This is a genomic window from Sphingobacteriaceae bacterium GW460-11-11-14-LB5, assembly GCA_002151545.1.
In the GTDB taxonomy this organism is placed as follows: Bacteria; Bacteroidota; Bacteroidia; order Sphingobacteriales; family Sphingobacteriaceae; genus Pedobacter.
Map to the genome: position 1 here is coordinate 4,215,362 of CP021237.1, position 22,997 is coordinate 4,238,358.

35 protein-coding genes and 1 pseudogene are annotated in these 22,997 nt (G+C 39.3%); 1 reads left to right on the plus strand and 35 read right to left on the minus strand.

Annotation, left to right across the window (positions count from 1 at the left end; all coding sequences use genetic code 11):
• Positions 1–33 precede the first annotated feature (33 nt).
• The 32 genes and pseudogenes from CA265_16800 to CA265_16955 form a co-directional block, all read right to left on the minus strand.
• Positions 34–423: a 30S ribosomal protein S11 gene (locus CA265_16800; protein ARS41224.1), complete on the minus strand. Its 390-nt coding sequence runs from the start codon at positions 421–423 to the stop codon at positions 34–36.
• A gap of 152 nt (positions 424–575) precedes the next feature.
• On the minus strand, positions 576–953 hold the full coding sequence (locus CA265_16805) for a 30S ribosomal protein S13 (GenBank protein ARS41225.1): 378 nt from the start codon (positions 951–953) through the stop codon (positions 576–578).
• 69 nt (positions 954–1,022) lie between these two features.
• Complete coding sequence (locus CA265_16810; GenBank protein ARS41226.1) at positions 1,023–1,139, minus strand: 50S ribosomal protein L36; 117 nt, start codon at positions 1,137–1,139, stop codon at positions 1,023–1,025.
• Position 1,140: 1 nt separating this feature from the next.
• Positions 1,141–1,359 (minus strand): translation initiation factor IF-1, encoded by a 219-nt coding sequence (locus tag CA265_16815; protein ID ARS41227.1) that lies wholly within the window; start codon positions 1,357–1,359, stop codon positions 1,141–1,143.
• A 71-nt stretch (positions 1,360–1,430) separates the two neighbouring features.
• Entirely contained in the window at positions 1,431–2,216 is a 786-nt protein-coding gene (locus CA265_16820; GenBank protein ID ARS41228.1) for a type I methionyl aminopeptidase, read from the minus strand.
• Between the two features lie 8 nt (positions 2,217–2,224).
• On the minus strand, positions 2,225–3,565 hold the full coding sequence (locus CA265_16825) for a preprotein translocase subunit SecY (protein ID ARS41229.1): 1,341 nt from the start codon (positions 3,563–3,565) through the stop codon (positions 2,225–2,227).
• Between the two features lie 7 nt (positions 3,566–3,572).
• Positions 3,573–4,019 carry a 50S ribosomal protein L15 gene (locus CA265_16830; protein ID ARS43030.1) on the minus strand — a complete coding sequence of 149 codons (447 nt, stop codon included), beginning with the start codon at positions 4,017–4,019 and terminating at the stop codon, positions 3,573–3,575.
• Between the two features lie 104 nt (positions 4,020–4,123).
• Positions 4,124–4,303 (minus strand): 50S ribosomal protein L30, encoded by a 180-nt coding sequence (locus CA265_16835; protein ID ARS41230.1) that lies wholly within the window; start codon positions 4,301–4,303, stop codon positions 4,124–4,126.
• A 4-nt stretch (positions 4,304–4,307) separates the two neighbouring features.
• Entirely contained in the window at positions 4,308–4,826 is a 519-nt protein-coding gene (locus CA265_16840) for a 30S ribosomal protein S5 (protein ID ARS41231.1), read from the minus strand.
• A gap of 17 nt (positions 4,827–4,843) precedes the next feature.
• Entirely contained in the window at positions 4,844–5,197 is a 354-nt protein-coding gene (locus CA265_16845; GenBank protein ID ARS41232.1) for a 50S ribosomal protein L18, read from the minus strand.
• 5 nt (positions 5,198–5,202) lie between these two features.
• Positions 5,203–5,760: a 50S ribosomal protein L6 gene (locus CA265_16850; GenBank protein ARS41233.1), complete on the minus strand. Its 558-nt coding sequence runs from the start codon at positions 5,758–5,760 to the stop codon at positions 5,203–5,205.
• An 18-nt stretch (positions 5,761–5,778) separates the two neighbouring features.
• Complete coding sequence (locus CA265_16855) at positions 5,779–6,177, minus strand: 30S ribosomal protein S8 (GenBank protein ID ARS41234.1); 399 nt, start codon at positions 6,175–6,177, stop codon at positions 5,779–5,781.
• A gap of 175 nt (positions 6,178–6,352) precedes the next feature.
• Positions 6,353–6,622, minus strand: coding sequence for a 30S ribosomal protein S14 (locus CA265_16860; protein ARS41235.1), 270 nt, complete (start codon positions 6,620–6,622; stop codon positions 6,353–6,355).
• Complete coding sequence (locus CA265_16865; GenBank protein ID ARS41236.1) at positions 6,622–7,185, minus strand: 50S ribosomal protein L5; 564 nt, start codon at positions 7,183–7,185, stop codon at positions 6,622–6,624. Before CA265_16865 ends, CA265_16860 begins: the two co-directional genes overlap by 1 nt.
• Positions 7,185–7,526, minus strand: a complete 342-nt coding sequence (locus CA265_16870; protein ARS41237.1) for a 50S ribosomal protein L24 — start codon at positions 7,524–7,526, stop codon at positions 7,185–7,187. Before CA265_16870 ends, CA265_16865 begins: the two co-directional genes overlap by 1 nt.
• A 1-nt stretch (position 7,527) precedes the next feature.
• Positions 7,528–7,896 (minus strand): 50S ribosomal protein L14, encoded by a 369-nt coding sequence (locus tag CA265_16875; GenBank protein ID ARS41238.1) that lies wholly within the window; start codon positions 7,894–7,896, stop codon positions 7,528–7,530.
• A 1-nt stretch (position 7,897) separates the two neighbouring features.
• Positions 7,898–8,152 (minus strand): 30S ribosomal protein S17, encoded by a 255-nt coding sequence (locus tag CA265_16880; GenBank protein ID ARS41239.1) that lies wholly within the window; start codon positions 8,150–8,152, stop codon positions 7,898–7,900.
• A 13-nt stretch (positions 8,153–8,165) separates the two neighbouring features.
• Positions 8,166–8,378, minus strand: a complete 213-nt coding sequence (locus CA265_16885) for a 50S ribosomal protein L29 (GenBank protein ID ARS41240.1) — start codon at positions 8,376–8,378, stop codon at positions 8,166–8,168.
• A gap of 73 nt (positions 8,379–8,451) precedes the next feature.
• Positions 8,452–8,874 (minus strand): 50S ribosomal protein L16, encoded by a 423-nt coding sequence (locus CA265_16890; GenBank protein ARS41241.1) that lies wholly within the window; start codon positions 8,872–8,874, stop codon positions 8,452–8,454.
• Positions 8,875–8,914: 40 nt separating this feature from the next.
• Positions 8,915–9,760, minus strand: coding sequence for a 30S ribosomal protein S3 (locus tag CA265_16895; protein ID ARS41242.1), 846 nt, complete (start codon positions 9,758–9,760; stop codon positions 8,915–8,917).
• 9 nt (positions 9,761–9,769) lie between these two features.
• Positions 9,770–10,132 (minus strand): 50S ribosomal protein L22, encoded by a 363-nt coding sequence (locus tag CA265_16900; GenBank protein ARS41243.1) that lies wholly within the window; start codon positions 10,130–10,132, stop codon positions 9,770–9,772.
• 7 nt (positions 10,133–10,139) lie between these two features.
• Positions 10,140–10,406, minus strand: a complete 267-nt coding sequence (locus CA265_16905; GenBank protein ARS41244.1) for a 30S ribosomal protein S19 — start codon at positions 10,404–10,406, stop codon at positions 10,140–10,142.
• The gene (locus CA265_16910; GenBank protein ARS41245.1) at positions 10,406–11,230 is read right to left on the minus strand and encodes a 50S ribosomal protein L2; all 825 of its coding nucleotides are present in this window, start codon (positions 11,228–11,230) and stop codon (positions 10,406–10,408) included. Before CA265_16910 ends, CA265_16905 begins: the two co-directional genes overlap by 1 nt.
• Positions 11,231–11,250: 20 nt before the next feature.
• Positions 11,251–11,541: a 50S ribosomal protein L23 gene (locus CA265_16915; GenBank protein ARS41246.1), complete on the minus strand. Its 291-nt coding sequence runs from the start codon at positions 11,539–11,541 to the stop codon at positions 11,251–11,253.
• Between the two features lies 1 nt (position 11,542).
• A complete protein-coding gene (locus tag CA265_16920; protein ID ARS41247.1) occupies positions 11,543–12,172 on the minus strand; it encodes a 50S ribosomal protein L4 in 630 nt (209 codons plus the stop codon).
• Positions 12,173–12,176: 4 nt separating this feature from the next.
• Positions 12,177–12,794 carry a 50S ribosomal protein L3 gene (locus CA265_16925; protein ID ARS43031.1) on the minus strand — a complete coding sequence of 206 codons (618 nt, stop codon included), beginning with the start codon at positions 12,792–12,794 and terminating at the stop codon, positions 12,177–12,179.
• A gap of 172 nt (positions 12,795–12,966) precedes the next feature.
• Positions 12,967–13,362: a hypothetical protein gene (locus CA265_16930; GenBank protein ARS41248.1), complete on the minus strand. Its 396-nt coding sequence runs from the start codon at positions 13,360–13,362 to the stop codon at positions 12,967–12,969.
• Positions 13,362–14,195 (minus strand): permease, encoded by an 834-nt coding sequence (locus CA265_16935; GenBank protein ARS41249.1) that lies wholly within the window; start codon positions 14,193–14,195, stop codon positions 13,362–13,364. The genes CA265_16930 and CA265_16935 overlap by 1 nt, the downstream gene beginning before the upstream one ends.
• 131 nt (positions 14,196–14,326) lie before the next feature.
• A pseudogene (locus CA265_16940) lies at positions 14,327–14,605 on the minus strand (plasmid stabilization system protein).
• Entirely contained in the window at positions 14,599–14,826 is a 228-nt protein-coding gene (locus CA265_16945) for a hypothetical protein (GenBank protein ID ARS41250.1), read from the minus strand. The pseudogene CA265_16940 and the gene CA265_16945 overlap by 7 nt, the downstream one beginning before the upstream one ends.
• An 88-nt stretch (positions 14,827–14,914) precedes the next feature.
• A complete protein-coding gene (locus CA265_16950) occupies positions 14,915–15,505 on the minus strand; it encodes a hypothetical protein (protein ID ARS41251.1) in 591 nt (196 codons plus the stop codon).
• A gap of 9 nt (positions 15,506–15,514) precedes the next feature.
• The gene (locus tag CA265_16955) at positions 15,515–16,771 is read right to left on the minus strand and encodes a prephenate dehydrogenase (GenBank protein ID ARS41252.1); all 1,257 of its coding nucleotides are present in this window, start codon (positions 16,769–16,771) and stop codon (positions 15,515–15,517) included.
• A 171-nt stretch (positions 16,772–16,942) separates the two neighbouring features.
• On the opposite strand from CA265_16955, the gene CA265_16960 reads away from it, so the two are divergent.
• Positions 16,943–17,554, plus strand: coding sequence for a hypothetical protein (locus CA265_16960; protein ARS41253.1), 612 nt, complete (start codon positions 16,943–16,945; stop codon positions 17,552–17,554).
• A 1,605-nt stretch (positions 17,555–19,159) separates the two neighbouring features.
• Here CA265_16960 and CA265_16965 read toward each other — a convergent pair.
• From CA265_16965 to CA265_16975, 3 genes are read right to left on the minus strand one after another with little or no spacing between them, the layout of a single operon-like run.
• Entirely contained in the window at positions 19,160–20,038 is an 879-nt protein-coding gene (locus CA265_16965; protein ARS43032.1) for a hypothetical protein, read from the minus strand.
• 13 nt (positions 20,039–20,051) lie between these two features.
• On the minus strand, positions 20,052–20,555 hold the full coding sequence (locus tag CA265_16970; GenBank protein ARS41254.1) for a hypothetical protein: 504 nt from the start codon (positions 20,553–20,555) through the stop codon (positions 20,052–20,054).
• 5 nt (positions 20,556–20,560) lie between these two features.
• Positions 20,561–22,900 (minus strand): hypothetical protein, encoded by a 2,340-nt coding sequence (locus tag CA265_16975; GenBank protein ARS41255.1) that lies wholly within the window; start codon positions 22,898–22,900, stop codon positions 20,561–20,563.
• Positions 22,901–22,997: the final 97 nt, after the last annotated feature.

Here is a 22,997-nt window from a genome sequence, read left to right on the forward strand (position 1 = left end):
CCTGAAGCTGGAGATTCTTAGCTTTAAAATTAATTAAACTCTTCTCTTTTTAGGAGGACGACATCCGTTGTGAGGAAGTGGAGTAATATCTTTAATAGATGTTACTTCGATACCTGCTACTTGCAAAGTTCTGATTGCAGACTCACGACCTGAACCCGGACCTTTTACAAATACTTCAACTTTACGTAAACCTAAATCAAACGCAACTTTACCACAATCTGAAGCTGCTTGACCAGCTGCATAAGGTGTGTTCTTTTTAGAACCTTTAAAGCCCATTTTACCAGCAGATGACCATGAAATAGTCTGTCCGTTGTTGTTTGTTAAGGTAACGATAATGTTGTTGAAGGTAGCATTGATATGCGCCTGACCAACAGGCTCAATTACAACGATACGTTTTTTTGTTACTTTTTTACTCTTAGCCATTTTATCTTTTAGATTTTAGATATGAGACTTGAGATATGAGACTTTCTCTACCCCGATACTCAGTATCCTACTATTTATCTTTTATTCCAGATCTGAGTAGATTTTAAAGATATGGTTCGCACATCTAAAATCTCACACCTCATACCTATCTATTACTTAGTAGCTTTTTTCTTGTTAGCAACTGTTTTTCTCTTACCCTTACGAGTACGTGAGTTGTTTTTAGTACGCTGACCACGAGAAGGTAAACCTTTTCTGTGACGTAAACCACGGTAACAACCAATATCCATTAAACGTTTGATGTTTAACTGAACCTCTGAGCGTAAAGCACCTTCCACTTTAATCTCATCGTTAATCATTGTACGGATTGCTGATAACTCATCATCAGACCAGTCTTGTACTTTTTTGTTTAAATCGATACCTGCCGTAGTTAAAATACGTTGAGCAGTTGTTCTACCAATTCCGTAGATATAGGTTAAACCGATCTCACCTCTTTTGTTTCTTGGTAAATCAATACCTGAAATCCTTGCCATATTTATTTATGTTTTAAGTAATTCCGAACGGCGGGCCACCGTTGTGCGGTTAATTACAATATTTTTTAATTACCCTTGACGTTGTTTGTATTTAGGATTTTTCTTGTTGATTACGTAAAGTTTACCTTTACGGCGAATAATCTTACAATCAGCGCTACGTTTTTTAATTGATGATCTAACTTTCATTTTATTTGTATCTATAAGTAATGCGTCCTTTTGTTAAATCATAAGGAGACATTTCCAATTTAACTTTATCCCCAGGAAGAATCTTGATGTAGTGCATCCTCATCTTTCCTGAAATGTGCGCAATAATCTCATGCCCGTTCTCGAGTTCAACTCTGAACATCGCATTGGATAATGCTTCTCTTATTACTCCGTCTTGTTCAATTGAGGCTTGTTTAGCCATATTTTATTGATTGTTACTTAATTAGCTGCTTCTAAACAGGGTTGCAAAATTAAATAAAAAATTTTAATTATTTATTTTTTTTGTTGTAAAACTTCTTCTATTATAGAAAACGTTGATAAAACATCTGCTTTGCCCTTTTTTACAGCTACTGTGTGTTCAAAATGTGCCGATGGTTTATTGTCTTTACTGGTTACCGTCCATCCATCGTTATGGAATTTAACACCGGCTACGCCTGCATTGATCATGGGTTCTATCGCAATGACCATTCCTTCTTCAAGTTTTGGCCCTGCACCACGTTTCCCATAATTCGGAACTTCTGGTTTCTCGTGAAGTTTTACACCAACACCATGTCCTACAAGCTCTCTTACTACCCCAAATCCATTAGCTTCTGCATATTGTTGAACTGCGAAACCGATATCACCGATACGCATACCCACAACCGCTTTTTCTATACCCAGTTCCAGGCAACGTTTGGTAACCTCAACCAATTTCTGTTTTTCGGCATCAATTTCCCCGATGGAGAAAGTATAGGCCGAATCGCCAAAATAATTGTTTTTAATTACGCCACAATCAACTGAAATCAAGTCGCCTTCCTTGATGATGTATTCGCTTGGAAAACCATGAACAACCTGCTCATTTGGCGAAATACATAAAGAATTTGGGAAACCATTATAGTTTAAAAATGCCGGAATCGCTCCGTGGTCACTTATAAACTCATAGGCTAGTTTATCTAACTGGATAGTAGTCATGCCTGCTTTTATCACCTTAGCCACTTCGGCCAAAGTTTTAGAAACAAGCATGGAACTTTCTCTTATTAACTCGATCTCCTCAAGAGATTTGTAATAAATTTTAGACATCCGTTACACTACAACGCTGCGTTGCTACTTGCAGCAGGAACACCTGTTCTGCCAGTAACTCTACCCGTTTTCATCAAACCATCATAATGGCGCATCAATAAATAACTTTCGATCTGCTGTAAAGTATCCAATACAACACCAACCAAAATCAATAAAGAAGTACCACCGAAGAAGTGCGCAAACTCTTGTTTAATGCCGAACTTAACCGCTAACGAAGGTAAAATAGCAATGATCGCTAAAAATACCGCACCTGGGAAAGTGATTTTAGAAATTACATCATCAATAAAAGTTGATGTTGCAAAACCCGGTTTAACACCTGGGATAAAACCACCATTTTTCTTCATATCGTCACTCATTTGAGTTGGATTAACTGTAATTGCAGTATAGAAGAAAGTAAATGCGATAATTAAAAATGCGAACGTTAAGCTATAAGCCAACGAAGTTGTGTTACTGAACTGGATTAACCAAGAACCTTGTAATGAAGGAACAAACTGCATTAAAGCACCTGGGATGAACATTAACGCCTGAGCAAAAATGATTGGCATTACACCAGCAGCATTTACCTTTAACGGAATGTACTGACGAACACCACCAAACTGGCGGTTACCAACAATTTTCTTTGCGTATTGTACAGGTACTTTACGTACACCTTGAACAATTAAAATGGTAAACATTACCACTGCAAATAATGCAACGATCTCTAAAACCAATGCCACGGGACCTCCACCTTCACTAGATGAACCTACGCGTGCACTAAATTCCTGAGAAATTGCAACTGGTAAACGGGCAATAATACCAACCATAATGATTAGTGATGTACCGTTACCAATACCTTTATCAGTAATTTTTTCGCCTAACCACATTACAAATAATGTACCTGCTGTTAATACAAACGTAGACAACACTAAGAATAAAGTATTTGGCAATAAAATAGCTTCTGCAGGAACTTGCGTTTTAACGTAACCAACAGATTGAACGATTGTGATCGCTACCGTTAGGTAACGGGTAATCTGGTTCATTTTCTTTCTACCACTTTCGCCTTCTTTCTGCATTTTTTGGAAAGAAGGAACAGCAATACCCAATAGTTGCACCACAATCGATGCAGAGATATAAGGCATTACCCCCAATGCTAAAATAGACACACGAGAGAAAGAACCTCCGGCAAACATATCTAGTAAGCCTAAGATTCCTGATTTTTCGTTATTGCCTAAAGCAGTTGGATCTACACCTGGTAAAACCACGTGAGATACGAAACGGTATACCAAAAGAATTAAGAGCGTAAACAATATACGCTCTTTTAATTCCTGAATTTTCCAGATATTACTTAAAGTAGTAAATAGCTTCTTCATTTAATAATTACAATTTTACAATAGAACCACCTGCAGCTTCAATAGCTTTTTGTGCGGTTGCAGAGAACGCATGTGCTGTAATTTCTAGCTTTGCTTTAACTTCACCACGACCTAAAATTTTAACTAAGTCGTTTTTAGAAGCTAAACCATGTGCTTGTAAAGCAGCGAAATCGATAGTTGTTAAGCTGTGTTTTTCAGCTAATGCTTGTAAAACATCTAAGTTTACACCAACATATTCTGTACGGTTGATTGGTTTGAAACCAACTTTAGGCACACGACGTTGTAAAGGCATTTGACCACCTTCGAAACCGATTTTGGTTTTGTGACCTGAACGAGAACCCGCACCTTTGTGACCACGAGTTGAAGTACCGCCACGACCAGAACCTGTACCACGACCAATTCTTTTGCTGTTTTTTGTAGAACCTACTGCAGGTTTTAAATTACTTAAATTCATTTTTTTGAATTTGTGTTGCCCTTCGCTTTCACTAAACAGGTACAACGATTAAACATATATAAAGGTAGTACAGGTTTTAGCCCATACTACCTTTAAAACTTTTACTAGATTGCTTCGATTGCTACCAGGTGGTTCACTTTGCGAACCATACCGATAATTTGCGGTGTAGCTTCAACCTCAACACTTTGGTTCATTTTAGATAAACCCAAAGCCTGAACGGTTCTTTTTTGGCGCTCGCTTCTGTCGATAACGCTTTTTACTTGTGTTATTTTGATCTTAGCCATGATATTATCCGTTAAATACTTTGTTTAAATCTATACCACGGGTTTGGGCTACTGTATAAGCATCACGCATTTTAGTTAATGCATCAACAGTTGCTTTTACCACGTTGTGTGGGTTAGATGATCCTTTAGATTTTGCCAATACGTTATGCACGCCAGCACTCTCTAATACAGCACGCATCGCACCACCAGCAATTACTCCGGTACCTACTGCAGCTGGTTTGATTAAAACGAAACCACCTGAGAATTTACCGATTTGCTCGTGAGGAACAGTACCGTTTAAAATTGGAACTTTTACCAAGTTCTTTTTAGCATCATCCACACCTTTAGCGATTGCTTCAGTTACCTCTTTCGCTTTACCTAAACCGAAACCAACAACACCGTTTTCATCACCTACAACAACAATTGCTGAGAAGCTGAAAGTACGGCCACCTTTGGTTACTTTGGCAACACGTTGTATACTAACCAAACGATCCTTTAATTCGATATCGGTGGTTTTTACTCTTTTTATATTAATAGTTGACATCTTACTTTTTCTTCAGATTAAAATACTAAACCAGCTTCGCGGGCACCCTCTGCCAACGATTTTACACGACCGTGGTATAAATAGCCATTTCTATCGAAAACAACTTCTTTAACACCTGCAGCGATTGCTTTTTCGGCAACTAATTTGCCTACTGCAACCGACTGATCGCTTTTGTTTCCAGTACCAGTAAAATCTTTCGATAATGATGATGCTGATGCTATTGTTTTACCGGTTACATCGTTAATTACCTGCGCATAAATCCCTTTATTGCTTCTATATACAGATAACCTTGGACGTTCTTCCGAACCGGTAAGTCTTTTTCTGATCCCTTTTTTAATACGATCTCTTCTTGATAATTTTTTACCTGCCATGATTACTATTTTTTAGATGCTGATTTACCTGCTTTTCTTCTTAACACTTCACCTACAAACTTGATACCTTTACCTTTATATGGCTCTGGTGCACGTAACGAACGGATTTTCGCTGCTACCTGACCGATCAATTGTTTGTCAATACTTTCTAAAATGATTTTAGGCGTCTGACCTTTTTCTGAAGATGTAGTTACTTTAATCTCTTCTGGTAACTGGAATACATAGTGGTGAGAATAACCTAAAACCAGATCTAGTGTGTTACCTTGGTTTGTAGCACGGTAACCAACACCTACTAATTCTTGAGTTAATTTATAACCTTCTGTAACACCAACAACCATGTTGTTAAGCAATGAGCGATATAAACCGTGTAATGCTTTGTGTTTCTTTTGTTCTGAAGGACGTTGAACTGTTAAAATTCCGTCTTCCTGACTTACAGTGATATCTGAATCTACTGCTTGTGTTAATTCACCTTTAGGACCTTTTACAGTTACTACGTTATCTTTTGATACGGTAATTGTAACACCTGCAGGGATTGTAATTGGGGCTTTTCCTATTCTTGACATTGTGCTGTTCTCCTAATATTAATAAACGTGACACAATACCTCACCACCAATGTTTAATTTGGCTGCTTCTTTATCGGTCATTACACCTTTAGAAGTAGATAAGATTGCGATACCTAAACCGTTTAATACTCTTGGCATATTTTCAACACCAGCATAGTTTCTCAAACCTGGTTTACTTACTCGCACTAATGTACGAATAGCAGGAACTTTAGTAATTGGATTGTATTTCAAAGCAATTTTAATGGTGCCTTGAACTGTAGTATCTTCAAACTTGTAGTTCGCGATGTAACCTTTGTCAAAAAGAACTTTAGTAATTTCTTTTTTAAGGTTTGATGCAGGAATTTCTACAACACGGTGGTTGGCCTTAATGGCATTCCTTACTCTTGTTAAATAATCTGCTATTGGATCTGTATTCATTTTTTATTATTTGTGGTAGTGGTTTCCTGTCACCACCCGGCGATGGGACCTGCTACCGGTTAAAATTCTTTTTTAGTATAGAAATAAGTATCAAGTAATAAGATACAAGTATCAAGTCCCATATGGTCCTGATACTTGCTACTCTATACTTGATACTCAGTACTAGTACTTTATATTACCAAGATGCTTTTTTAACACCTGGTATTTTACCGTCTAGTGCCATCTGGCGGAACGTTACCCTTGAAATACCAAAGGTACGCATATATCCACGAGGGCGACCAGTTAATTTACAACGGTTGTGTAAACGTACCGGAGATGAGTTTTTAGGTAATTTATCTAAACCCTCGAAATCTCCTGCAGCTTTTAATACTGCACGTTTTTCAGCGTATCTAGCTACCAATTTTTGGCGCTTAACTTCGCGTGCTTTTACACCTTCTTTTGCCATTATTCTGCTGTTTTTTGATTTTTAAATGGTAATCCGAATTGTTTCAATAACTCAAGCGCTTCAACGTCAGATTTTGCCGAAGTTACGAAAGTTATATCCATACCTAAAATTTTATTGATTTTATCGATATTAATCTCAGGGAAGATGATTTGCTCAGTAACACCTAATGTATAGTTACCTTTTCCATCAAATCCTTTATCATTGATACCTTTGAAATCGCGGATACGAGGCAAAGCTACAGAGATCAAACGATCTAAGAACTCGTACATGTTGTTATCGCGTAAAGTAACACGTACACCTACCGGCATACCTTTACGTAATTTAAAGTTAGAGATATCTTTCTTTGAATTAGCCGGAACCGCTTGCTGACCAGTAATGGTAGTCAACTCAACGATCGTGGTATCCATAATCTTTTTATCTGTAACAGAAAAACGACCAACACCCTGATTGATACAGATTTTTTCCAATTTAGGAACCTGCATTACAGTTTTGTACTGAAATTTTTCTTTTAGTGCATTTACAACTTCTTCTTTGTATTTGCTTTTTAATCTAGGTGTAGCCATTATTTAATCTCCTCTCCTGAAATTTTAGCAACTCTAACTAATTTACCATCTGCGTTAAGTTTACGACCTACGCGGGTAGCTTTACCAGATTTTGGATCAACCAACATCAAGTTAGAAATGTGAAGAGCAGCTTCTTTTTTAATAATACCACCGTTTGGATTAGCAGCATTTGGTTTAGTATGTTTAGATACTAAGTTAATGCCTTCCACAATGGCTCTGTTTTTATCTATAAGTACTGAAAGTACTTTTCCTTGTTGACCTTTTGAATCGCCAGCAATGACTTTAACTAAATCTCCTGTGCGGATTTTAAGTTTTGATGGTGTATTTACTTTGTTTCCCATTTTATAATACCTCCGGTGCTAATGATACAATTTTCATGAATTGTTTTTCACGTAGTTCTCTCGCAACCGGGCCAAAGATACGTGTACCTCTTGGCTCATCCTGTGCGTTCAATAATACAGCAGCATTATCGTCAAAACGGATATAAGAACCATCTTTACGACGGATTTCTTTTTTAGTTCTTACAACAACTGCTTTAGAAACTGTACCTTTTTTAATGTTACCTGAAGGTAACGCGCTTTTTACGGTAACAACTACTTTATCACCAATTGAAGCATAACGTTTGCCGGTTCCACCTAGCACGCGAATTACTAATACTTCTTTTGCGCCGCTGTTATCAGCAACGTTTAATCTCGATTCCTGTTGTACCATCTTATTTAGCTCTTTCTAAAATTTGTACCAATCTCCAGTTCTTGTTTTTACTCAAAGGACGAGTTTCCATAATTAATACTGTATCACCGATACCGCATTCGTTTTTCTCGTCGTGAGCCATAAATTTGGTAGTTTTCTTTACGAACTTACCATAAATCGGGTGTTTTACTTTACGTTCCACGCTCACTACAACAGATTTATCCATCTTGTTGCTTACCACTAACCCGGTTCTTGTTTTTCTTAATTGTCTTTCCATGTCGACTCTCAAATTATTTAGTTTCAGTAGCTGACTCAGTGTTTTTCACTTTAGTCAACTCAGTGTTTAAACGGGCTATGTCTTTCCTTACTTTTGCAATGCGTGAAGGATTTTCGATAGCTGAAATAGTGTGAGCGAACTTCAATTTTGATAAGTTCTCTTTTTCTTCCGCAATCTTAGCTACTAATTCTTCTTTTGAAAGCCCTGTGATTTCTGAATTTTTCATTTTTCTTTTTCTTTTACGTTGAGTGTAGCGGTTATAATAAACAAGTATTTACAACATTCACCTCAACACTTTACTATGCTTCTACGTAATCTCTACGTACTACGAATTTGGTTTGGATCGGTAATTTCTGAGCTGCTAAACGCAATGCTTCTTTAGCAACTTCTAAAGGCACACCTTCAGCTTCGAAAATTACACGTCCTGGTCTTACAACTGCTACCCAATATTCAGGAGCACCTTTACCTTTACCCATACGTACCTCAGCAGGTTTCTTAGTTACTGGTTTGTCCGGGAATATCCTGATCCATACTTGACCTTCACGTTTCATGAAACGTGTTACGGCAATACGGGCAGCCTCTATCTGGCGACTTGTGATCCAAGTAGCTTCTAAAGATTTGATACCGAAAGATCCGAATGCTAATTCAGCTCCACGAGAAGCTAAACCCTTCATTCTGCCTTTTTGCATCTTCCTGAACTTCGTTCTTTTTGGCTGTAACATTTTATTTTGTTCTAATCGTTAAACGATGTTAATAAATCAATTATTTACGAGGACCTCTGTTAGCGCCTGCGCCACCACCTCTGTTTGCACCACCCTGGCCTGGACCACGACCACCGCCTTGGTTTCCACCACGTCTGTCGTTACCACCGCCACGGTTATCTCTTCCACCACCACGGTTGTCTCTTCCACCGAAAGCTGGTTTATCTGACTGGCCTTTTGGACCGTTGTTTGCTGCACCAATGTTTGGAGACAAATCACGTTTTCCATAAACCTCACCTTTACAGATCCACACTTTAACACCTATTTTACCATAAGTAGTTAAGGCTTCAGCTAAAGCGTAGTCGATATCAGCACGGAAGGTATGCAAAGGCACTCTTCCTTCTTTGTACTGCTCAGTACGTGCCATCTCAGCACCACCTAAACGACCAGAAGTCATGATTTTGATACCTTCAGCACCCATACGCATGGTTGATGCGATAGAAGATTTCATTGCTCTACGGAATGAGATCCTTGCTTCTAATTGTTTTGCAACACCTTCTGCAACTAATTGTGCATCAAGTTCCGGGCGTTTAATTTCGAAGATGTTAATTTGAATTTCCTTTTTAGTTAATTTCTTTAACTCTTCTTTAATTTTATCAACCTCAGCACCTGCTTTACCGATTACGATACCTGGACGAGCTGTGTGGATAGTTACCGTGATACGTTTTAACGTACGCTCGATTACTACTTTTGCAACACCGCCTTTAGCGATACGGGCAGAAAGGTATTTTCTTATTTTCTCATCTTCAACTAATTTATCGGAGTAGTTGTTGCCACCGAACCAGTTAGAATCCCATCCTTTGATGATACCTAACCTGTTACCTATTGGATTTGCTTTTTGTCCCATTTCCTAAAATTAGTTTTGAGTTGTTTCTGTACTTTTACTATCTACAATCAGCGTTACGTGGTTAGAACGTTTACGAATTCTATATCCACGGCCTTGAGGAGCTGGACGTAAGCGTTTTAACTGACGGCCACCATCAACCATAACTGTTTTTACAAAAAGTTGGTTTTCTTCAGGGCGAGCACCTTCATTTTTAGATTCCCAGTTTTTGATAGCAGATAATAATAATTTCTCAACTCTTATTGCTGCTTCTTTATTGGTAAACTTTAAAATGCTTAATGCTTTTTCTACACGTTCACCTCTGATAAGATCTACAACCAAACGCATCTTACGCGGTGAGGTTGGACAATTGTTTAATTTTGCTATTGCTTCCATTGTCTAATTATTTTTTCTTTTCAGCGTGTCCTCTGAATGTTCTGGTTGGAGCAAATTCTCCCAACTTGTGACCAACCATGTTTTCTGTTACGTACACAGGGATAAATTTATTTCCGTTGTGTACAGCAAATGTATGATTCACGAAATCTGGTGATATCATTGATCTGCGAGACCAAGTTTTGATTACAGACTTTTTGCCTGAATCATTCATAGAGTTTACTTTTTTCTCTACGTTATGGTCAATATAAGGTCCTTTTTTTATCGAACGAGCCATTATTTCTTCCTTCTCTCTATGATGTAACGATTAGAATATTTTTTAAGTTCTCTGGTTTTGTAGCCTTTAGCTAAAATACCATTTCTTGAACGTGGGTGACCACCTGATGATCTACCTTCACCACCACCCATTGGGTGATCTACCGGGTTCATCGCTACCGGTCTAGTTCTCGGACGACGGCCCAACCAACGTTTACGACCAGCTTTACCTAATACTTCGTTTGCGTGATCTGAGTTAGATACTGCACCGATAGTAGCCAGACAAGTAGTCAGGATTAAACGGGTTTCGCCTGAAGGCATTTTCAAAGTAGCATATTTACCATCGCGGGCAGCTAATTGTGCGTAAGCACCTGCACTACGAGCTAATTGTGCTCCTTTTCCAGGGTGAATCTCCACGTTGTGGATGATAGAACCTAATGGAATGTTCGATAATTTTAAAGTGTTACCTACTTCTGGTGCTGCTTTGTCGCCGGATAATAATACCGAACCAACTTGCAATCCTTCAGGAGCGATGATATAACGCTTCTCGCCATCTGCATAATGTAATAATGCGATGCGGGCAGTACGGTTTGGATCGTATTCAACAGTAGCTACTGTTGCAGGAATATCGAATTTATCGCGTTTGAAGTCGATTAAACGATATGATTTTTTGTGACCACCGCCCATGTAGCGCATAGTCATTTTTCCTGTGTTGTTACGTCCACCAGACTTTTTTGATGATACAACCAATGATTTTTCGGGCTTGGTTGCTGTAATCTCCGTAAAACTAGCACCAACTCTGAAGCGGGTACCTGGAGTAACTGGTTTAAATTTTCTTAAGCCCATAGTTATAATGAATTATTAAATTAAAGGGTTGCGTAATAATCTATTGTTTCGCCGTCTTTTAACGTTACGATTGCTTTTTTGTATTTCGGGCTACGGCCAGATACAAAACCTGCTTTAGTGTAACGAGATTTAGCTTTTCCATCAACAACCATAGTGTTCACTGCAACGATGGTTACACCGTACAATTTCTCAATGGCTTGTTTAATCTGGATTTTGTTAGCCTTGTGGTTAACGCTAAACGTGAAACGGTTAGATTTCTCAGTTAAAGCTGAAGCTTTTTCGGTTAATATTGGTTTTTTTAAAATGTCCATATTATTTGGCAAATGCCTCCTCCAAAGTTTTAACAGAATCAGCAGTTAACACAAGTACACCAGCGTTTAATACATCATAAGTATTCAAATCTGCTGCAGCAATCACTTTAGTTTTCTGAACGTTTCTGCTTGATAAATAGATATTATTATTTTGTGCAGGTAAAACCAATAAAGTTTTTTGAGTACCTACGTTTAACGCAGCCAATAAACTTGTATAGTTTTTAGTTTTAATTGTATCGAAGTTGAAATCTTCTAAAACTACCACGTTGTTATCTTTTGCTTTATATGCTAAAGCAGATTTACGTGCTAATGATTTTAATTTCTTGTTCAATTTAAAACTGTAATCACGTGGCTGAGGACCGAAAACACGACCACCACCGTTAAATAACGGAGATTTAATGCTACCAGCACGGGCACCACCTGTACCTTTTTGTTTGTATAGTTTGCGAGTTGAACCAGCAATCTCATTACGTTGTTTAGATTTGTGAGTACCTTGACGTTGGTTAGCCAAATACTGTTTTACATCTAAATAAATCGCGTGGTCGTTAGGCTCGATACCAAATACCGATTCAGGAAGTTGCACCTTGGCACCTGTTTCTTTACCTGAAATGTTTAATACTTTAACTTCCATCTGATTACTTGTCTAAGATTACGTAAGAACCTTTAGCTCCTGGAATGGAACCACTAACTACTAATAAGTTTTGCTCAGCATAAACTTTCAAAACCTGTAAGTTCTGAACTTTTACCCTGTCTCCACCTGTTCTTCCTGCCATGCGCATTCCTTTGAATACACGTGAAGGGAATGATGATGCTCCCAATGAACCTGGGGCACGTAAACGGTTATGCTGACCGTGAGTCTGCATACCAACACCGGCAAATCCGTGGCGTTTTACAACACCTTGAAAACCTTTACCTTTTGAGGTACCTACAACATCAACAAAATCGCCTTCTGCGAATGCGTCAACGGTTACTACATCACCTAAATTAAGTGAAGTTGTAAACGAATCGAATTCTACCAGCTTGCGTTTCGGAGTTGTGTTTGCTTTCGCGAAATGGCCTTTTAACGGTTGAGTTGTGTTTTTCTCTTTTTTCTCATCGTAACCCAATTGGATTGATGAATACCCGTCTTTTTCTTCGGTCTTTACTTGTGTAACTACACAAGGCCCAGCCTCGATTACCGTACAAGGAATGTTTCTTCCTTCGGCATCAAAGATACTGGTCATTCCTACTTTTTTTCCAATAATTCCTGACATTTTATCTTTTCTTTTTAACACCCATCGAAGCAGTAGGGCTTCGTTCAAGGTGGTTGTACATCCCCCGAAAGGGACGGCAAAGATAGACAAGAATTATTAATTTTCAAATAGTTAGCCAAATATTTTTTCAAATAAATTGCTGATATGATGGGATTTAACTAAAAAAGAGATGTTAATGTGCCAAACCACCATTTAAACTGATGGTTATGATGGTTAAAATGATAAATCCAATCAGTACATATAGGTAATCGCGCTCAATTAAAAAGCTAAAAATAGCGAAAACAATGCGGGCAACTGGCGTAAAAATTAACATCAGGATCCCAAACTGCACAATGGCATCGCCCTGAAATGTAGATAGCCCCTTAAATATGGCCACTATAGAAGAAAACTTGCTGAGCTCGGGTTTAAAAACTTTATAGTCGGTAATGGCTCCATTATGATGGATCAGGAAAATGGCACCACCTATTAATACGATGCTCATCGAAATAATTACCCCTGCACGCAAAAGCGTACCCAAAATTACCTGGATATCTTTATCGTTTAGGTTTTCTTTTCCTGCTTTACTCATTATAATCCGCTTATTCCTTTATATATCATCTGCAGTGCCAAAAAAGCAACCACCACCGCAAATACAATTTTAAGTCTACCGGTTTTAGCCTTTAACAAAACTTTCGAGCCAACGGTTGCGCCGGTTAAAACGCCAATACACACCGGCATGGCAATGCCCGGATCAATCTGGCCACGGTGCAAATAAACCACTGCACTGGCCGCCGCCGTAACACCCATCATAAAATTACTGGTCGTGGTTGATACCTTAAAGGGCAAACGCATAATATTATCCATTGCGATTACTTTTAGTGCTCCACTTCCAATACCCAGCAAACCCGATAATGTTCCGGCAAAAAGCATCATTAAAAACCCGCCCGGAACATGTTTTACTGCATAAGCATGATCTACACCTTTATCAGGATAAGATCCGTTAAGTTTAAAAAAATTGGCCCATTTATCGGAATTATCTAAAGTAGTATGATCTACTTTTTTCTTTAAGGTCATGATGGCCGAAAAAATCAGGATACAGCCAAATAGAATGGCGATATAGTTGGCATTAAGGTAAACGGCTACAATTGCCCCACAAACGGCTCCTATTGTCGTAGCGATCTCTAAAAACATACCGATACGAATATTGGTAATCCCTTCTTTTACGTAAGCAGCCGCAGACCCCGAAGAAGTAGCGATAACAGAAACAATGGATGCACCAATGGCATAATGAATATCGACCCCCAAAGCCAGCGTGAGTAAGGGTATAATAATTACCCCACCACCCAAGCCTGTTAGCGAGCCCAATAAGCCGGCTAAAAAAGCACCTAATAAAACGATAATGGTAAACAGCAATACCGACATGCGGACAAATATAATGCACTGTTTTTGGCTAAACGAAGGATTGAGGGAATAAAATAAAGTCTATATGTTATATGGATGATGTAAGATGGGTGATGGAAAATGGCAACAGATGAGAAAAATTTATTTATAGAAGGAGATTTACTTGTGTGGCGTAAACGCACTACCCGTATTTGGTGAGCAGTAATTTTATACGATATTCTATAATGATATTTTTCAAAGGCCCTCCAACTGCCATCATTATTGATTTTATATTTATCTAGAGCGTATTTTTCGGGATGCTCACTAAGTGCTATAGTCTAATCAATAAGTTCATCGCGAACCAATATTGCGTGCTTTAAAGAATCTAATGCGATATAATGATAAATTTTTTCCAGTTCTAGCCTTGCTCCTTTACTCCAAACAACTACCATTTACTAGCCTCAGTTTTTAATTGAGCTGCAGAAATAAAATCACCTTGTTCTATTTCAGAATCCCCATCTTCAAGCTCTGCATTATACTGTTCCAATGTTTGAGGTTTCTCAAGTATTCCTTCAGATTTATCTATATTATAATTTAGACCCAATGCATCCAAAACAGCCTTAACAGCTTTCTCTGATTTCTTATTGTCTATATTTACAGTTAGCGTGATCATAATTATAAAGTTAAAAAATAATATGCAGAATTGTTAAACCGTTCTACCTTTAAAATTGCATTGTTGTCAAATTTGATAGGCCATTTAACTAAAACTTGTAATGAAGCTTACTTTCCTTGTTCAAATCCACATGCCGGAAACTTTCCAGCAATTCGAAAGCAATTTGCCTAACCGTTTCGGGTATTGGGTTAATGGTGGATTGGTTACCCCCGGCATCTTTTATCGTCCAGCCCGAAGTGTTTAACACAATACTACCGGTAGCCGCTGATTTAATTAACTTGCCTCTTGTATACGCAATCCCGTCCGAATCAATGATCACCTTTTTATTATTCCACCAGTTTTCCTGGGATACTTTTTTTAATTCGGAACGATCTAATTTAGCAGCATAACCCCACCCTTTCCCTGTTTGATGGGTCAGTTTCAATAAACCGATAAAATTGGTCAGGCTTTTAGGATTATAGATTTCAGCACTACAATACATTTCATAGTGATTCACTTTGAGTTGCCCCAGCAATGCTTTTGCGTGATCGGAATTATGAAAAATTAAAGCGATTTTCTCCGCAATTGAAGAAATAACAGCATCGGTTCCGCTATCATACTCACTACAAAACACTTCTATATCCTTTAATTGTTGTTGCAACAGCGAAACCAGTTCAGCTTTGTTGAGATTGGTTTTCATCCCTAACCGTTACTTGCCTAAGCGCTTAATCATTTCCGCACTTAAATCCCTACCATCATTTAAGCGGTTGGCAAAAAATGATTTGGCAGCTTCGAAATGTTCTTTGTAACCTTTTAAATCGCCATAACCGATAATCGATGCCCATTCGTGCACCGCGGTGTGGAATTCCAAATCGTCGCCACGGATAGATTTATCATATAAAGCCGTATTGATTGATTCTTCCAACATCGCTTCGTTTTTGAAAAGGTATTCGGCAATGCCCAACCTTAGTTTAAAGGGCGGGGTTTGGCAGATCAGGTTATCGTAAGGGTTTACGCCCATTTTATACCAGGCATATACCATGCTTAACAAACTTAAATGCGAATTGGGTTTCTGTTTATGGCTCGCATCCGATAAGCTGAATTCTTTCATGATGTTATCGTCCAGCAGTAAAAGTGCCCGGCTCTCGTGAAAAACGAAATCGCGTGCAGCGTAAATCTTTTCCCTAAACTCAGTTTCATTTTCACAGATCATCAGCTTAAACAATTCAGATTCTGCCTGCGCATAATATTTTACCTGTTTCTGTGCATAAGGATTTAAAATGGCCAAACCAGCGTAAATGTGCGATTTGTAGCTAAAAATTCTCAGTGTAGTTAAAATTTTCACATTATCGATCCCTCCTGCATAAGCCGGATTATCCCAGGGGAAAAACCCTGCATTTTTCCAGGCGGAACCCATGCTTTCGAAACCCATGTGTGTTACCGCCTGCGTATCGGCCACAATGCGGTCGTGCTCCCTATAATCGTCCATTTCAATAATGTTCGATTTTAAAGATTTATAGATTTCCAGCGCTTTGGCATACACCGCATCGGTAGCACGGTGGCGCACCACTACCAGCGTTTGCCCTTCCGGACTAAATGCAGGACCATGTAAAGAATGACAGGTTACAATCTGGGTATCTTCTGGAAGGTGTTTTTCGAAAGCTGCAATTTCGGGATGTTTAACCGAGGTTTGTCCGGCAACTATGGCGCCATATTTAGTAGAGCGGGCAAAAGTAGCCACTACCTCATCAATTTTTTCGGCCTCCACACAATAGATAATAAAGTCTGATTTACGCGCTACCTCATGTCCATCGATTAAAACTTCAATTCCTTTAGGTTCCAGCTCATTTTTTAAATCTGTAAAACGCAAGGGCATATCTGCCCCACATACCTTATAACCAGCGTTTATAAACGATAGCGCATACAATTTGCCCATATCGCCTAAACCAATAATTCCTATTTGCATGAAACAAATGTAACCTATCGCAAATAAATTTATAATAAAACTTAGATAAAATTGTTATTTAGAATGTTAAACCAGAACAATTTTATCGATTTGCCAAAACCTTAAACAAATTTTATTAACCGGAAAATAGATAAAAATGTAGTTTTACATTCTAACACCTATATTTAAACTATGCAGAAAATTAAACACACCCTATTGTTTTTAGGCGCTATGCTATTTATAAACGTTGCGTTTGGGCAAACTTTACCTGACACCACGAAAAATACCGATCCATCATTAAATGGCCAGTATCAGTTCATGTTAAAGAAATCTAAAAGCTTCAACGGCGCAAGGCTGATCAATCCGTCACGCTTATCATCGCTTTGGAAAAGTGTTAGTGATACGCTCAGAAAAGAACGCAAGCAGCTGCAAGAGGCACGTCAGGAAATTAAAGCACAGGCCGATAACATTTCGAGCTTAAAAGGCGAAGTAAATGGAAAAGAAAGTTCGCTGGCCAATGCCAATGCAGCCGTTAACGAAATTAAATTTTTAGGCATATCTTTTAATAAAGGTACTTACAATACCATTGTTTGGGCCATTATTATTGTCCTTGGAGTAGGTTTGGCCTTTGTCATTTTTCAATCCGGCAAATTAAGGCACGAAGCGAAATACAGAACGGAGCTTTATCAGGAAGTGGCCGATGAGTTTCAGGCACACAAGGTAAAAGCAAAAGATAAAGAAATGAAACTTGCACGTGAGCTGCAGGATGAACGTAATAAATGGGACGACGGAAGGGGAAGATAACTTAATCCTTCGACAGGCCACCATTGACAGACTTCAATAGAAAAATCGTCATCTCGACCGAAGGAACGCGGAGCGGAGAGATCTTTAAACTATTGATTTATGTAATCAATTAAAACTCAGGATGACCATACTTTTTCATAAGTAAAGCAGGGCTTGTGGTACTTCGGTTCCGCTAGCCCCGCCATTCGCTTTACCTCACTACGTTCAGTGTTCGCTACTGTCGGGTTTATTTGAATGTAGGCTTGTGCTTGATAGAAAATACCACACGCCTAAAACACGAAACGTTCCTACGGAACGAAAAAAAAATAAACATTTTTTTTCTACCTACGAGTCGTCCCTACGGGACGAATAATCCTTATACGAAACAAAAGGCTGGATGGTAGTTAAACACTAAACATACCTGTTTTCTTCTTAGCTTGATGACAGTGCATGGTGAGATCGAAGGAAAGGGCAAATTATCATCACTAATCGTCCCATCATAACGAATAATCTCTATACGCAATAAAAAGCCTGGATGGTGGCTAAACACTAAACATACTTGTTTTCTTAGCTTGGTGACAGTTCACTGTGAGACAGAAGGCAAGGGCAAATTATCATCACTAATCGTCCGATCGTGACGATTAATATCTATACGTAATATCTATACGCAACAAAAAGCCTGGATGGTAGTTAAACACTAAACATACCTGTTTTCTTCTCAGCTTGATGACAAATACACAATGAGACCGGATGCAAGGGCAAATTATCATCACAAATCGTTCAGTCATGACGAATAATCTTTATCCGCAACAAAAAGCCTGGATGGTAGCTAAACACTAAACATACCCGTTTTCATCTTAGCATGATGACAGTAGACGATGAGACCGAAAGCAAGGACAAATTATCATCACAAATCGTCCTATTGGGACGAATAATCCTTATACGAAACAAAAGGCTGAATGGTAGCTAAAGACTAAACATACCTGCTTTCTTCTTAGCTTGATGATAGTATACGATGAGACAGAATGCATGGGCAAATTATCATCGCAAATCGTCCTATTGGGACGAATAATCCTTATACGAAACAAAAGGCTGGATGGTAGCTAAACATACGTGTTTTCTTCTTAGCTTGATGACAGTGCACGGTGAGACCGAAGGCAAGGGCAACCTTATCATCACAAATCGTCCTGATGGGACGAATAATCCTTATACAAAACAAAAGGTTGGATGGTAGCTAAACACTAAAAGTACCTGTTTTCTTCTTAGCTTGATGACAGTACACGATGAGACAGAATGCATGGGCAACCTTATCATCACAAATCGTCCCGTCGGGACGCCTGCCTGGTAGCCAATTGATATCATGGGCATTTTTCGTTCCGTAGGAACGTTTGGTGATAGACCCATTAATAGACCACACCATTTGGCCACCTAAATCCGATTGAAGCGGTTCCGATCCTTCATCGGAATTAGCGGACAGCGGGACTGCTTTTCGCCAAAGCTAATGGAACTGCTTTCCAAAAAGATAACGGTTAAAAAAACAATTAAATTATTGGATAAATCTGTGTGTACACTTAACAATAGATTTCTCCATTCCGTTACACTTCAGTCGAAATGACGATAACATATTTAATTCTTAATGCTATATTTCAAGCCAACTTCAAATTCGCCGTTGCTATAACTCTGCATTTTTGAGGTATTGGTAGTGTACTGAAACAAAACCGAAAACTGATTTTTATAATTTGCGCCAAAACCTGCAGTAAAGCTGTTGGTACTATGATATATGCCGTTCAGCATGAGTTTGTTTTCTAAAAATTGGAGGTTTACACCTGCATCGAAAATACCATCATAATTCTGCACCCCTCTGTACACCAATTTTGGTTCGATACTGTTTATGACCTTATCGGTATTAAATTTATAACCTGCGGCAATAAAATAAATCGATCGGTCTACCACGTTGCGCAGTACATCTCTTTTAAAAAACCGTTTAAGATTAGGCAAAGCACCCTGAAGCGTCAATCTATCGGTGCGGTAAGCTACCCCAAAATCGCCATCCAGATATAACCTGCGATCATTAAAACTATTGAGTACATCATCGTCTAAATCGCCTTTGGCTTTACCAAGGTCAACCCATTCGTTCATGATACCAGCCGATAAACCAAAATCCAGGAAGCTGGCCTCGCCGTTTAAAGGTAAATGGTAAGAATAGGTTACGGTTGCCCTCGTCCGGTTAATGGCTCCGGCACCTTCATTGTAAAAAAGCACCCCCAAACCTACTTTATTACCGGCCAAACCATAATCGCCAGTTAAATATTGAATTTTTGGCGCACCATCTACTCCTGTCCACTGCGTTTTAAATGCGGCATTTAAATTTAATCCGGTTTCTAAACCCGCCATTGCCGGATTGGCCAGAAACTGGTTCTGATAGTAGATGCTCCCCATTGGGTTAAGCTGTGCAAGTGCCGGCATCGCAAACAAAAACAACAGCCCCGCTATATAACATTTCATTTCTCTCACGCTGTTATTTTTTATATAAGATTGATATAAAACCTTTAATAGAGCCATCAGCCCCCAAATCGAGCATATAATAATAGGTATCCTCCGTAAGTGGCTTCCCATTAAAGTAGCCATCCCAGTTGTTCTGGTAGCTTTGGGTAGCATAAATCAGCCTTCCTCCCCTATCAAAAATGGATAATTTGTTGTTCGGATATTTTTCTAAGCCCTTAATTACAAAAAAATCGTTTTTCCCATCTCCGTTTGGGCTAAGAATATTATTTACAATAGCTACTTCGGCAGTAGTTTGTATAATGAGAAAGGGCTGTAAAAAACCCTGGGTTAAGGTTGTGTTGGTGACCTGAAAAGTTTGTACCAGGGCCATTTCACCGATACTAAAATCGTATAATTGATTATTAATCTTACCGCTGCCACTGGCCGAATTAACCACATAGGGCAAACTTTGCGCATTTACCTTTCTCCCGAAAAACATCAACAGCAGGAGAACAAACAAATAGGATATTTTTCTCATCGTGTTTAGTTTAAAGAAATCCAGGCTGCGCCGTCACTTTGAATGGTGAAGGTTTTTGCTCCGGTAATGGTGGTGATATTAGAATCATCATTCAACAAAACAGGACTATTTAACGTAACATCACCAGATGATAAAGCCTTCACAATGACATAAATCCTTCCTTTACAGCTCGATGCGGTTGGAAGATTAACATTTACCGCCGTACCTGCATTTTTTATCCGGACCGCATAATGACTCGCATCGAGTGTTAATGCGCCTGTGGCCGTATAGGTTAAAATACTTGCTGCAACAGAACCATTAATGTTTAAAGTACTGGCATTGGCCGGGGCATAAGCCGTAGAAGTAGCAGCCGCAGTTCCGTTAAGGGTTAATGTACCGCCATTCGCTGCAAAATCGCCGGTTATTAATGGGTATGAAGTACTGGAGTTAGCTACAACCAGGGTATTACTTACGTTTGTACTGTTAGCTGCAGCATTGCTTCCAATAAAAACATTCCCGGCACCATTGTTTTTCGAACCAGCTGCATAACCCACTGCGGTATTATTGTCGCCATTACTGGCTTCGAGCGCCAGGCTTCCTATAGCCGTGTTTGAAATGCCTGTTCCATTAGCCATTAGTGTATGAGTACCCACAGCTGTATTGTTTGATCCTACCGTATTAATGGCCAGGGCCTGCGAACCAAAACCACTGTTGTTGATCGCACTAAAACTGCGCTGTAAAACCTGGTAACCAAAAGCACTGTTTTCGTAACCTGAAATGTTTACAGATAATGCTTCGCGCCCGAATGCACTGTTGTAAAAGCCCGATACATTGGCGGTAAGTGTTTTATAACCGTAAGAAATATTGTTTTCGGATGAGTTGCCTAAACGGCCAGATTTTAAACCGTTAACCAAAAAGTTAATGGCTACATCATCTGTATTGCCTAAAAAATTATTGACTTGATCGGTATTACCCGTATTCCCTTTTAATGCCCATGCATTAGCATTTGCAAATAATGTCCTGCTGATTAATTCGGGTTTACCTGTTGTTGCGTTGGTGATGTACACTTTGTTGGCATCGCTCAGGCCATCGGTAGTTAGTTTAGCTAGGGTAACCGAAGCATCCGCCAGCTTTGGGCTGGTTACCGATCCATCGGCTAGTTGAAGCGTATTGACGGCCAAATCGTCGATATTAATATTTTTAACTTCTTTATTCCCGATTTTTATAGAGGTTACAGCAGCATCAGCCAGTTTTGGCGTGCTTACCGAAGCATCTGCAAGCTGCAGTGTGTTAACAGCTGCATCGTTTATATTGATATTTTTAACTTCTTTGTTTCCAATTTTTACCGAGGTTACGGCAGCATCGGCTAATTTTGGCGTTGTTACTGATCCATCTGCCAGTTTAAGGGTATTAACCGCTCCGGCATTGATATCAATGACCACATCTTTCAATAAAGCCGTAGCGCCATTAGCGCTAATGCTTAAATCGGTTGAGCTTAATGCCTTAGCACCTGATAATTGACTCACATCCAATGTTACGGGTTTCCAGGCTGCCCCATCAAATAGCAACACCTGATTATTAACTGGTGAAGCGGCATTTAATGTTTTTCCCTGAAGATTAGCTAATGTAGGGTTTGGGTAATTGCCTGTTAAGTCGCCTCCGGCTACGCCTGTAGATGGACCAACCGGGCCGATGTCCCCCTTATCTCCCTTATCGCCTTTTATTCCGGGTATCCCCTGCAAACCTTGTAATCCCGTAGCTCCAGTTGCCCCTGTATCTCCTTTTGCTCCCTGCGAGCCTGTTGCACCTACTGCCCCCTGTGCTCCCGCCGCTCCAGTTAAACCAATTGGCCCCTGAACACCAGCGGCGCCAGCAATACCGGCAGGCCCCTGTGGACCAGCAATACCTTGTGCACCGGCAGGGCCAGCTACACCCGGATCTCCTTTGGGTCCGACAGGCCCGTTGGCAGCATAAAGTGCATACGGAACACTTAGCAATTGTGCGGTTCCGGCCAGGCTAAAATTTGTACCATTATCCGGATCGATTTCAACCTTAACAAACTTTAATCCGCTTGCCCAGGTTACCCCAGCTATTGTACCATTAACCGAACTTGCACCCGAAGCGCCAATTACTAAGGTATATAAACCTAAAGCATTGGTCGTTATATTTCTTACTTCCGAATATTGAACGGTCCCTGTTGAAGAGGCATCCAAAATACTAATCCGCAAGGCTATATTTTTATTGGCCAATGGAGTACCGTTGGCATTTCTTGCCGCTCCCTGATAGTTAAATTGTTGTGGTGCCTGCGCTTTAACAGCCAAGGTCAAGCCCATGCTTAACAAAGCAATTAGTAAAAGTTTTTTCATGAATCGGGATGAGATCTAAAGTATCAGGCCTAAAAAATAAGGAGCCCAACGATCAAATCTAACAATTAGTACAAGTTACTGCATTCGCTTTACACGA

Excerpts from the sequence above, each read along its gene's own strand:
- CA265_16800 (ARS41224.1), bottom strand. The coding sequence starts at position 423 with ATGGCTAAGAGTAAAAAAGTAACAAAAAAACGTATCGTTGTAATTGAG.
- CA265_16805 (ARS41225.1), bottom strand. The coding sequence starts at position 953 with ATGGCAAGGATTTCAGGTATTGATTTACCAAGAAACAAAAGAGGTGAG.
- CA265_16810 (ARS41226.1), bottom strand. The coding sequence starts at position 1,139 with ATGAAAGTTAGATCATCAATTAAAAAACGTAGCGCTGATTGTAAGATT.
- CA265_16815 (ARS41227.1), bottom strand. The coding sequence starts at position 1,359 with ATGGCTAAACAAGCCTCAATTGAACAAGACGGAGTAATAAGAGAAGCA.
- CA265_16820 (ARS41228.1), bottom strand. The coding sequence starts at position 2,216 with ATGTCTAAAATTTATTACAAATCTCTTGAGGAGATCGAGTTAATAAGA.
- CA265_16825 (ARS41229.1), bottom strand. The coding sequence starts at position 3,565 with ATGAAGAAGCTATTTACTACTTTAAGTAATATCTGGAAAATTCAGGAA.
- CA265_16830 (ARS43030.1), bottom strand. The coding sequence starts at position 4,019 with ATGAATTTAAGTAATTTAAAACCTGCAGTAGGTTCTACAAAAAACAGC.
- CA265_16835 (ARS41230.1), bottom strand. The coding sequence starts at position 4,303 with ATGGCTAAGATCAAAATAACACAAGTAAAAAGCGTTATCGACAGAAGC.
- CA265_16840 (ARS41231.1), bottom strand. The coding sequence starts at position 4,826 with ATGTCAACTATTAATATAAAAAGAGTAAAAACCACCGATATCGAATTA.
- CA265_16845 (ARS41232.1), bottom strand. The coding sequence starts at position 5,197 with ATGGCAGGTAAAAAATTATCAAGAAGAGATCGTATTAAAAAAGGGATC.
- CA265_16850 (ARS41233.1), bottom strand. The coding sequence starts at position 5,760 with ATGTCAAGAATAGGAAAAGCCCCAATTACAATCCCTGCAGGTGTTACA.
- CA265_16855 (ARS41234.1), bottom strand. The coding sequence starts at position 6,177 with ATGAATACAGATCCAATAGCAGATTATTTAACAAGAGTAAGGAATGCC.
- CA265_16860 (ARS41235.1), bottom strand. The coding sequence starts at position 6,622 with ATGGCAAAAGAAGGTGTAAAAGCACGCGAAGTTAAGCGCCAAAAATTG.
- CA265_16865 (ARS41236.1), bottom strand. The coding sequence starts at position 7,185 with ATGGCTACACCTAGATTAAAAAGCAAATACAAAGAAGAAGTTGTAAAT.
- CA265_16870 (ARS41237.1), bottom strand. The coding sequence starts at position 7,526 with ATGGGAAACAAAGTAAATACACCATCAAAACTTAAAATCCGCACAGGA.
- CA265_16875 (ARS41238.1), bottom strand. The coding sequence starts at position 7,896 with ATGGTACAACAGGAATCGAGATTAAACGTTGCTGATAACAGCGGCGCA.
- CA265_16880 (ARS41239.1), bottom strand. The coding sequence starts at position 8,152 with ATGGAAAGACAATTAAGAAAAACAAGAACCGGGTTAGTGGTAAGCAAC.
- CA265_16885 (ARS41240.1), bottom strand. The coding sequence starts at position 8,378 with ATGAAAAATTCAGAAATCACAGGGCTTTCAAAAGAAGAATTAGTAGCT.
- CA265_16890 (ARS41241.1), bottom strand. The coding sequence starts at position 8,874 with ATGTTACAGCCAAAAAGAACGAAGTTCAGGAAGATGCAAAAAGGCAGA.
- CA265_16895 (ARS41242.1), bottom strand. The coding sequence starts at position 9,760 with ATGGGACAAAAAGCAAATCCAATAGGTAACAGGTTAGGTATCATCAAA.
- CA265_16900 (ARS41243.1), bottom strand. The coding sequence starts at position 10,132 with ATGGAAGCAATAGCAAAATTAAACAATTGTCCAACCTCACCGCGTAAG.
- CA265_16905 (ARS41244.1), bottom strand. The coding sequence starts at position 10,406 with ATGGCTCGTTCGATAAAAAAAGGACCTTATATTGACCATAACGTAGAG.
- CA265_16910 (ARS41245.1), bottom strand. The coding sequence starts at position 11,230 with ATGGGCTTAAGAAAATTTAAACCAGTTACTCCAGGTACCCGCTTCAGA.
- CA265_16915 (ARS41246.1), bottom strand. The coding sequence starts at position 11,541 with ATGGACATTTTAAAAAAACCAATATTAACCGAAAAAGCTTCAGCTTTA.
- CA265_16920 (ARS41247.1), bottom strand. The coding sequence starts at position 12,172 with ATGGAAGTTAAAGTATTAAACATTTCAGGTAAAGAAACAGGTGCCAAG.
- CA265_16925 (ARS43031.1), bottom strand. The coding sequence starts at position 12,794 with ATGTCAGGAATTATTGGAAAAAAAGTAGGAATGACCAGTATCTTTGAT.
- CA265_16930 (ARS41248.1), bottom strand. The coding sequence starts at position 13,362 with ATGAGTAAAGCAGGAAAAGAAAACCTAAACGATAAAGATATCCAGGTA.
- CA265_16935 (ARS41249.1), bottom strand. The coding sequence starts at position 14,195 with ATGTCGGTATTGCTGTTTACCATTATCGTTTTATTAGGTGCTTTTTTA.
- CA265_16945 (ARS41250.1), bottom strand. The coding sequence starts at position 14,826 with ATGATCACGCTAACTGTAAATATAGACAATAAGAAATCAGAGAAAGCT.
- CA265_16950 (ARS41251.1), bottom strand. The coding sequence starts at position 15,505 with ATGAAAACCAATCTCAACAAAGCTGAACTGGTTTCGCTGTTGCAACAA.
- CA265_16955 (ARS41252.1), bottom strand. The coding sequence starts at position 16,771 with ATGCAAATAGGAATTATTGGTTTAGGCGATATGGGCAAATTGTATGCG.
- CA265_16960 (ARS41253.1), top strand. The coding sequence starts at position 16,943 with ATGCAGAAAATTAAACACACCCTATTGTTTTTAGGCGCTATGCTATTT.
- CA265_16965 (ARS43032.1), bottom strand. The coding sequence starts at position 20,038 with ATGAAATGTTATATAGCGGGGCTGTTGTTTTTGTTTGCGATGCCGGCA.
- CA265_16970 (ARS41254.1), bottom strand. The coding sequence starts at position 20,555 with ATGAGAAAAATATCCTATTTGTTTGTTCTCCTGCTGTTGATGTTTTTC.
- CA265_16975 (ARS41255.1), bottom strand. The coding sequence starts at position 22,900 with ATGAAAAAACTTTTACTAATTGCTTTGTTAAGCATGGGCTTGACCTTG.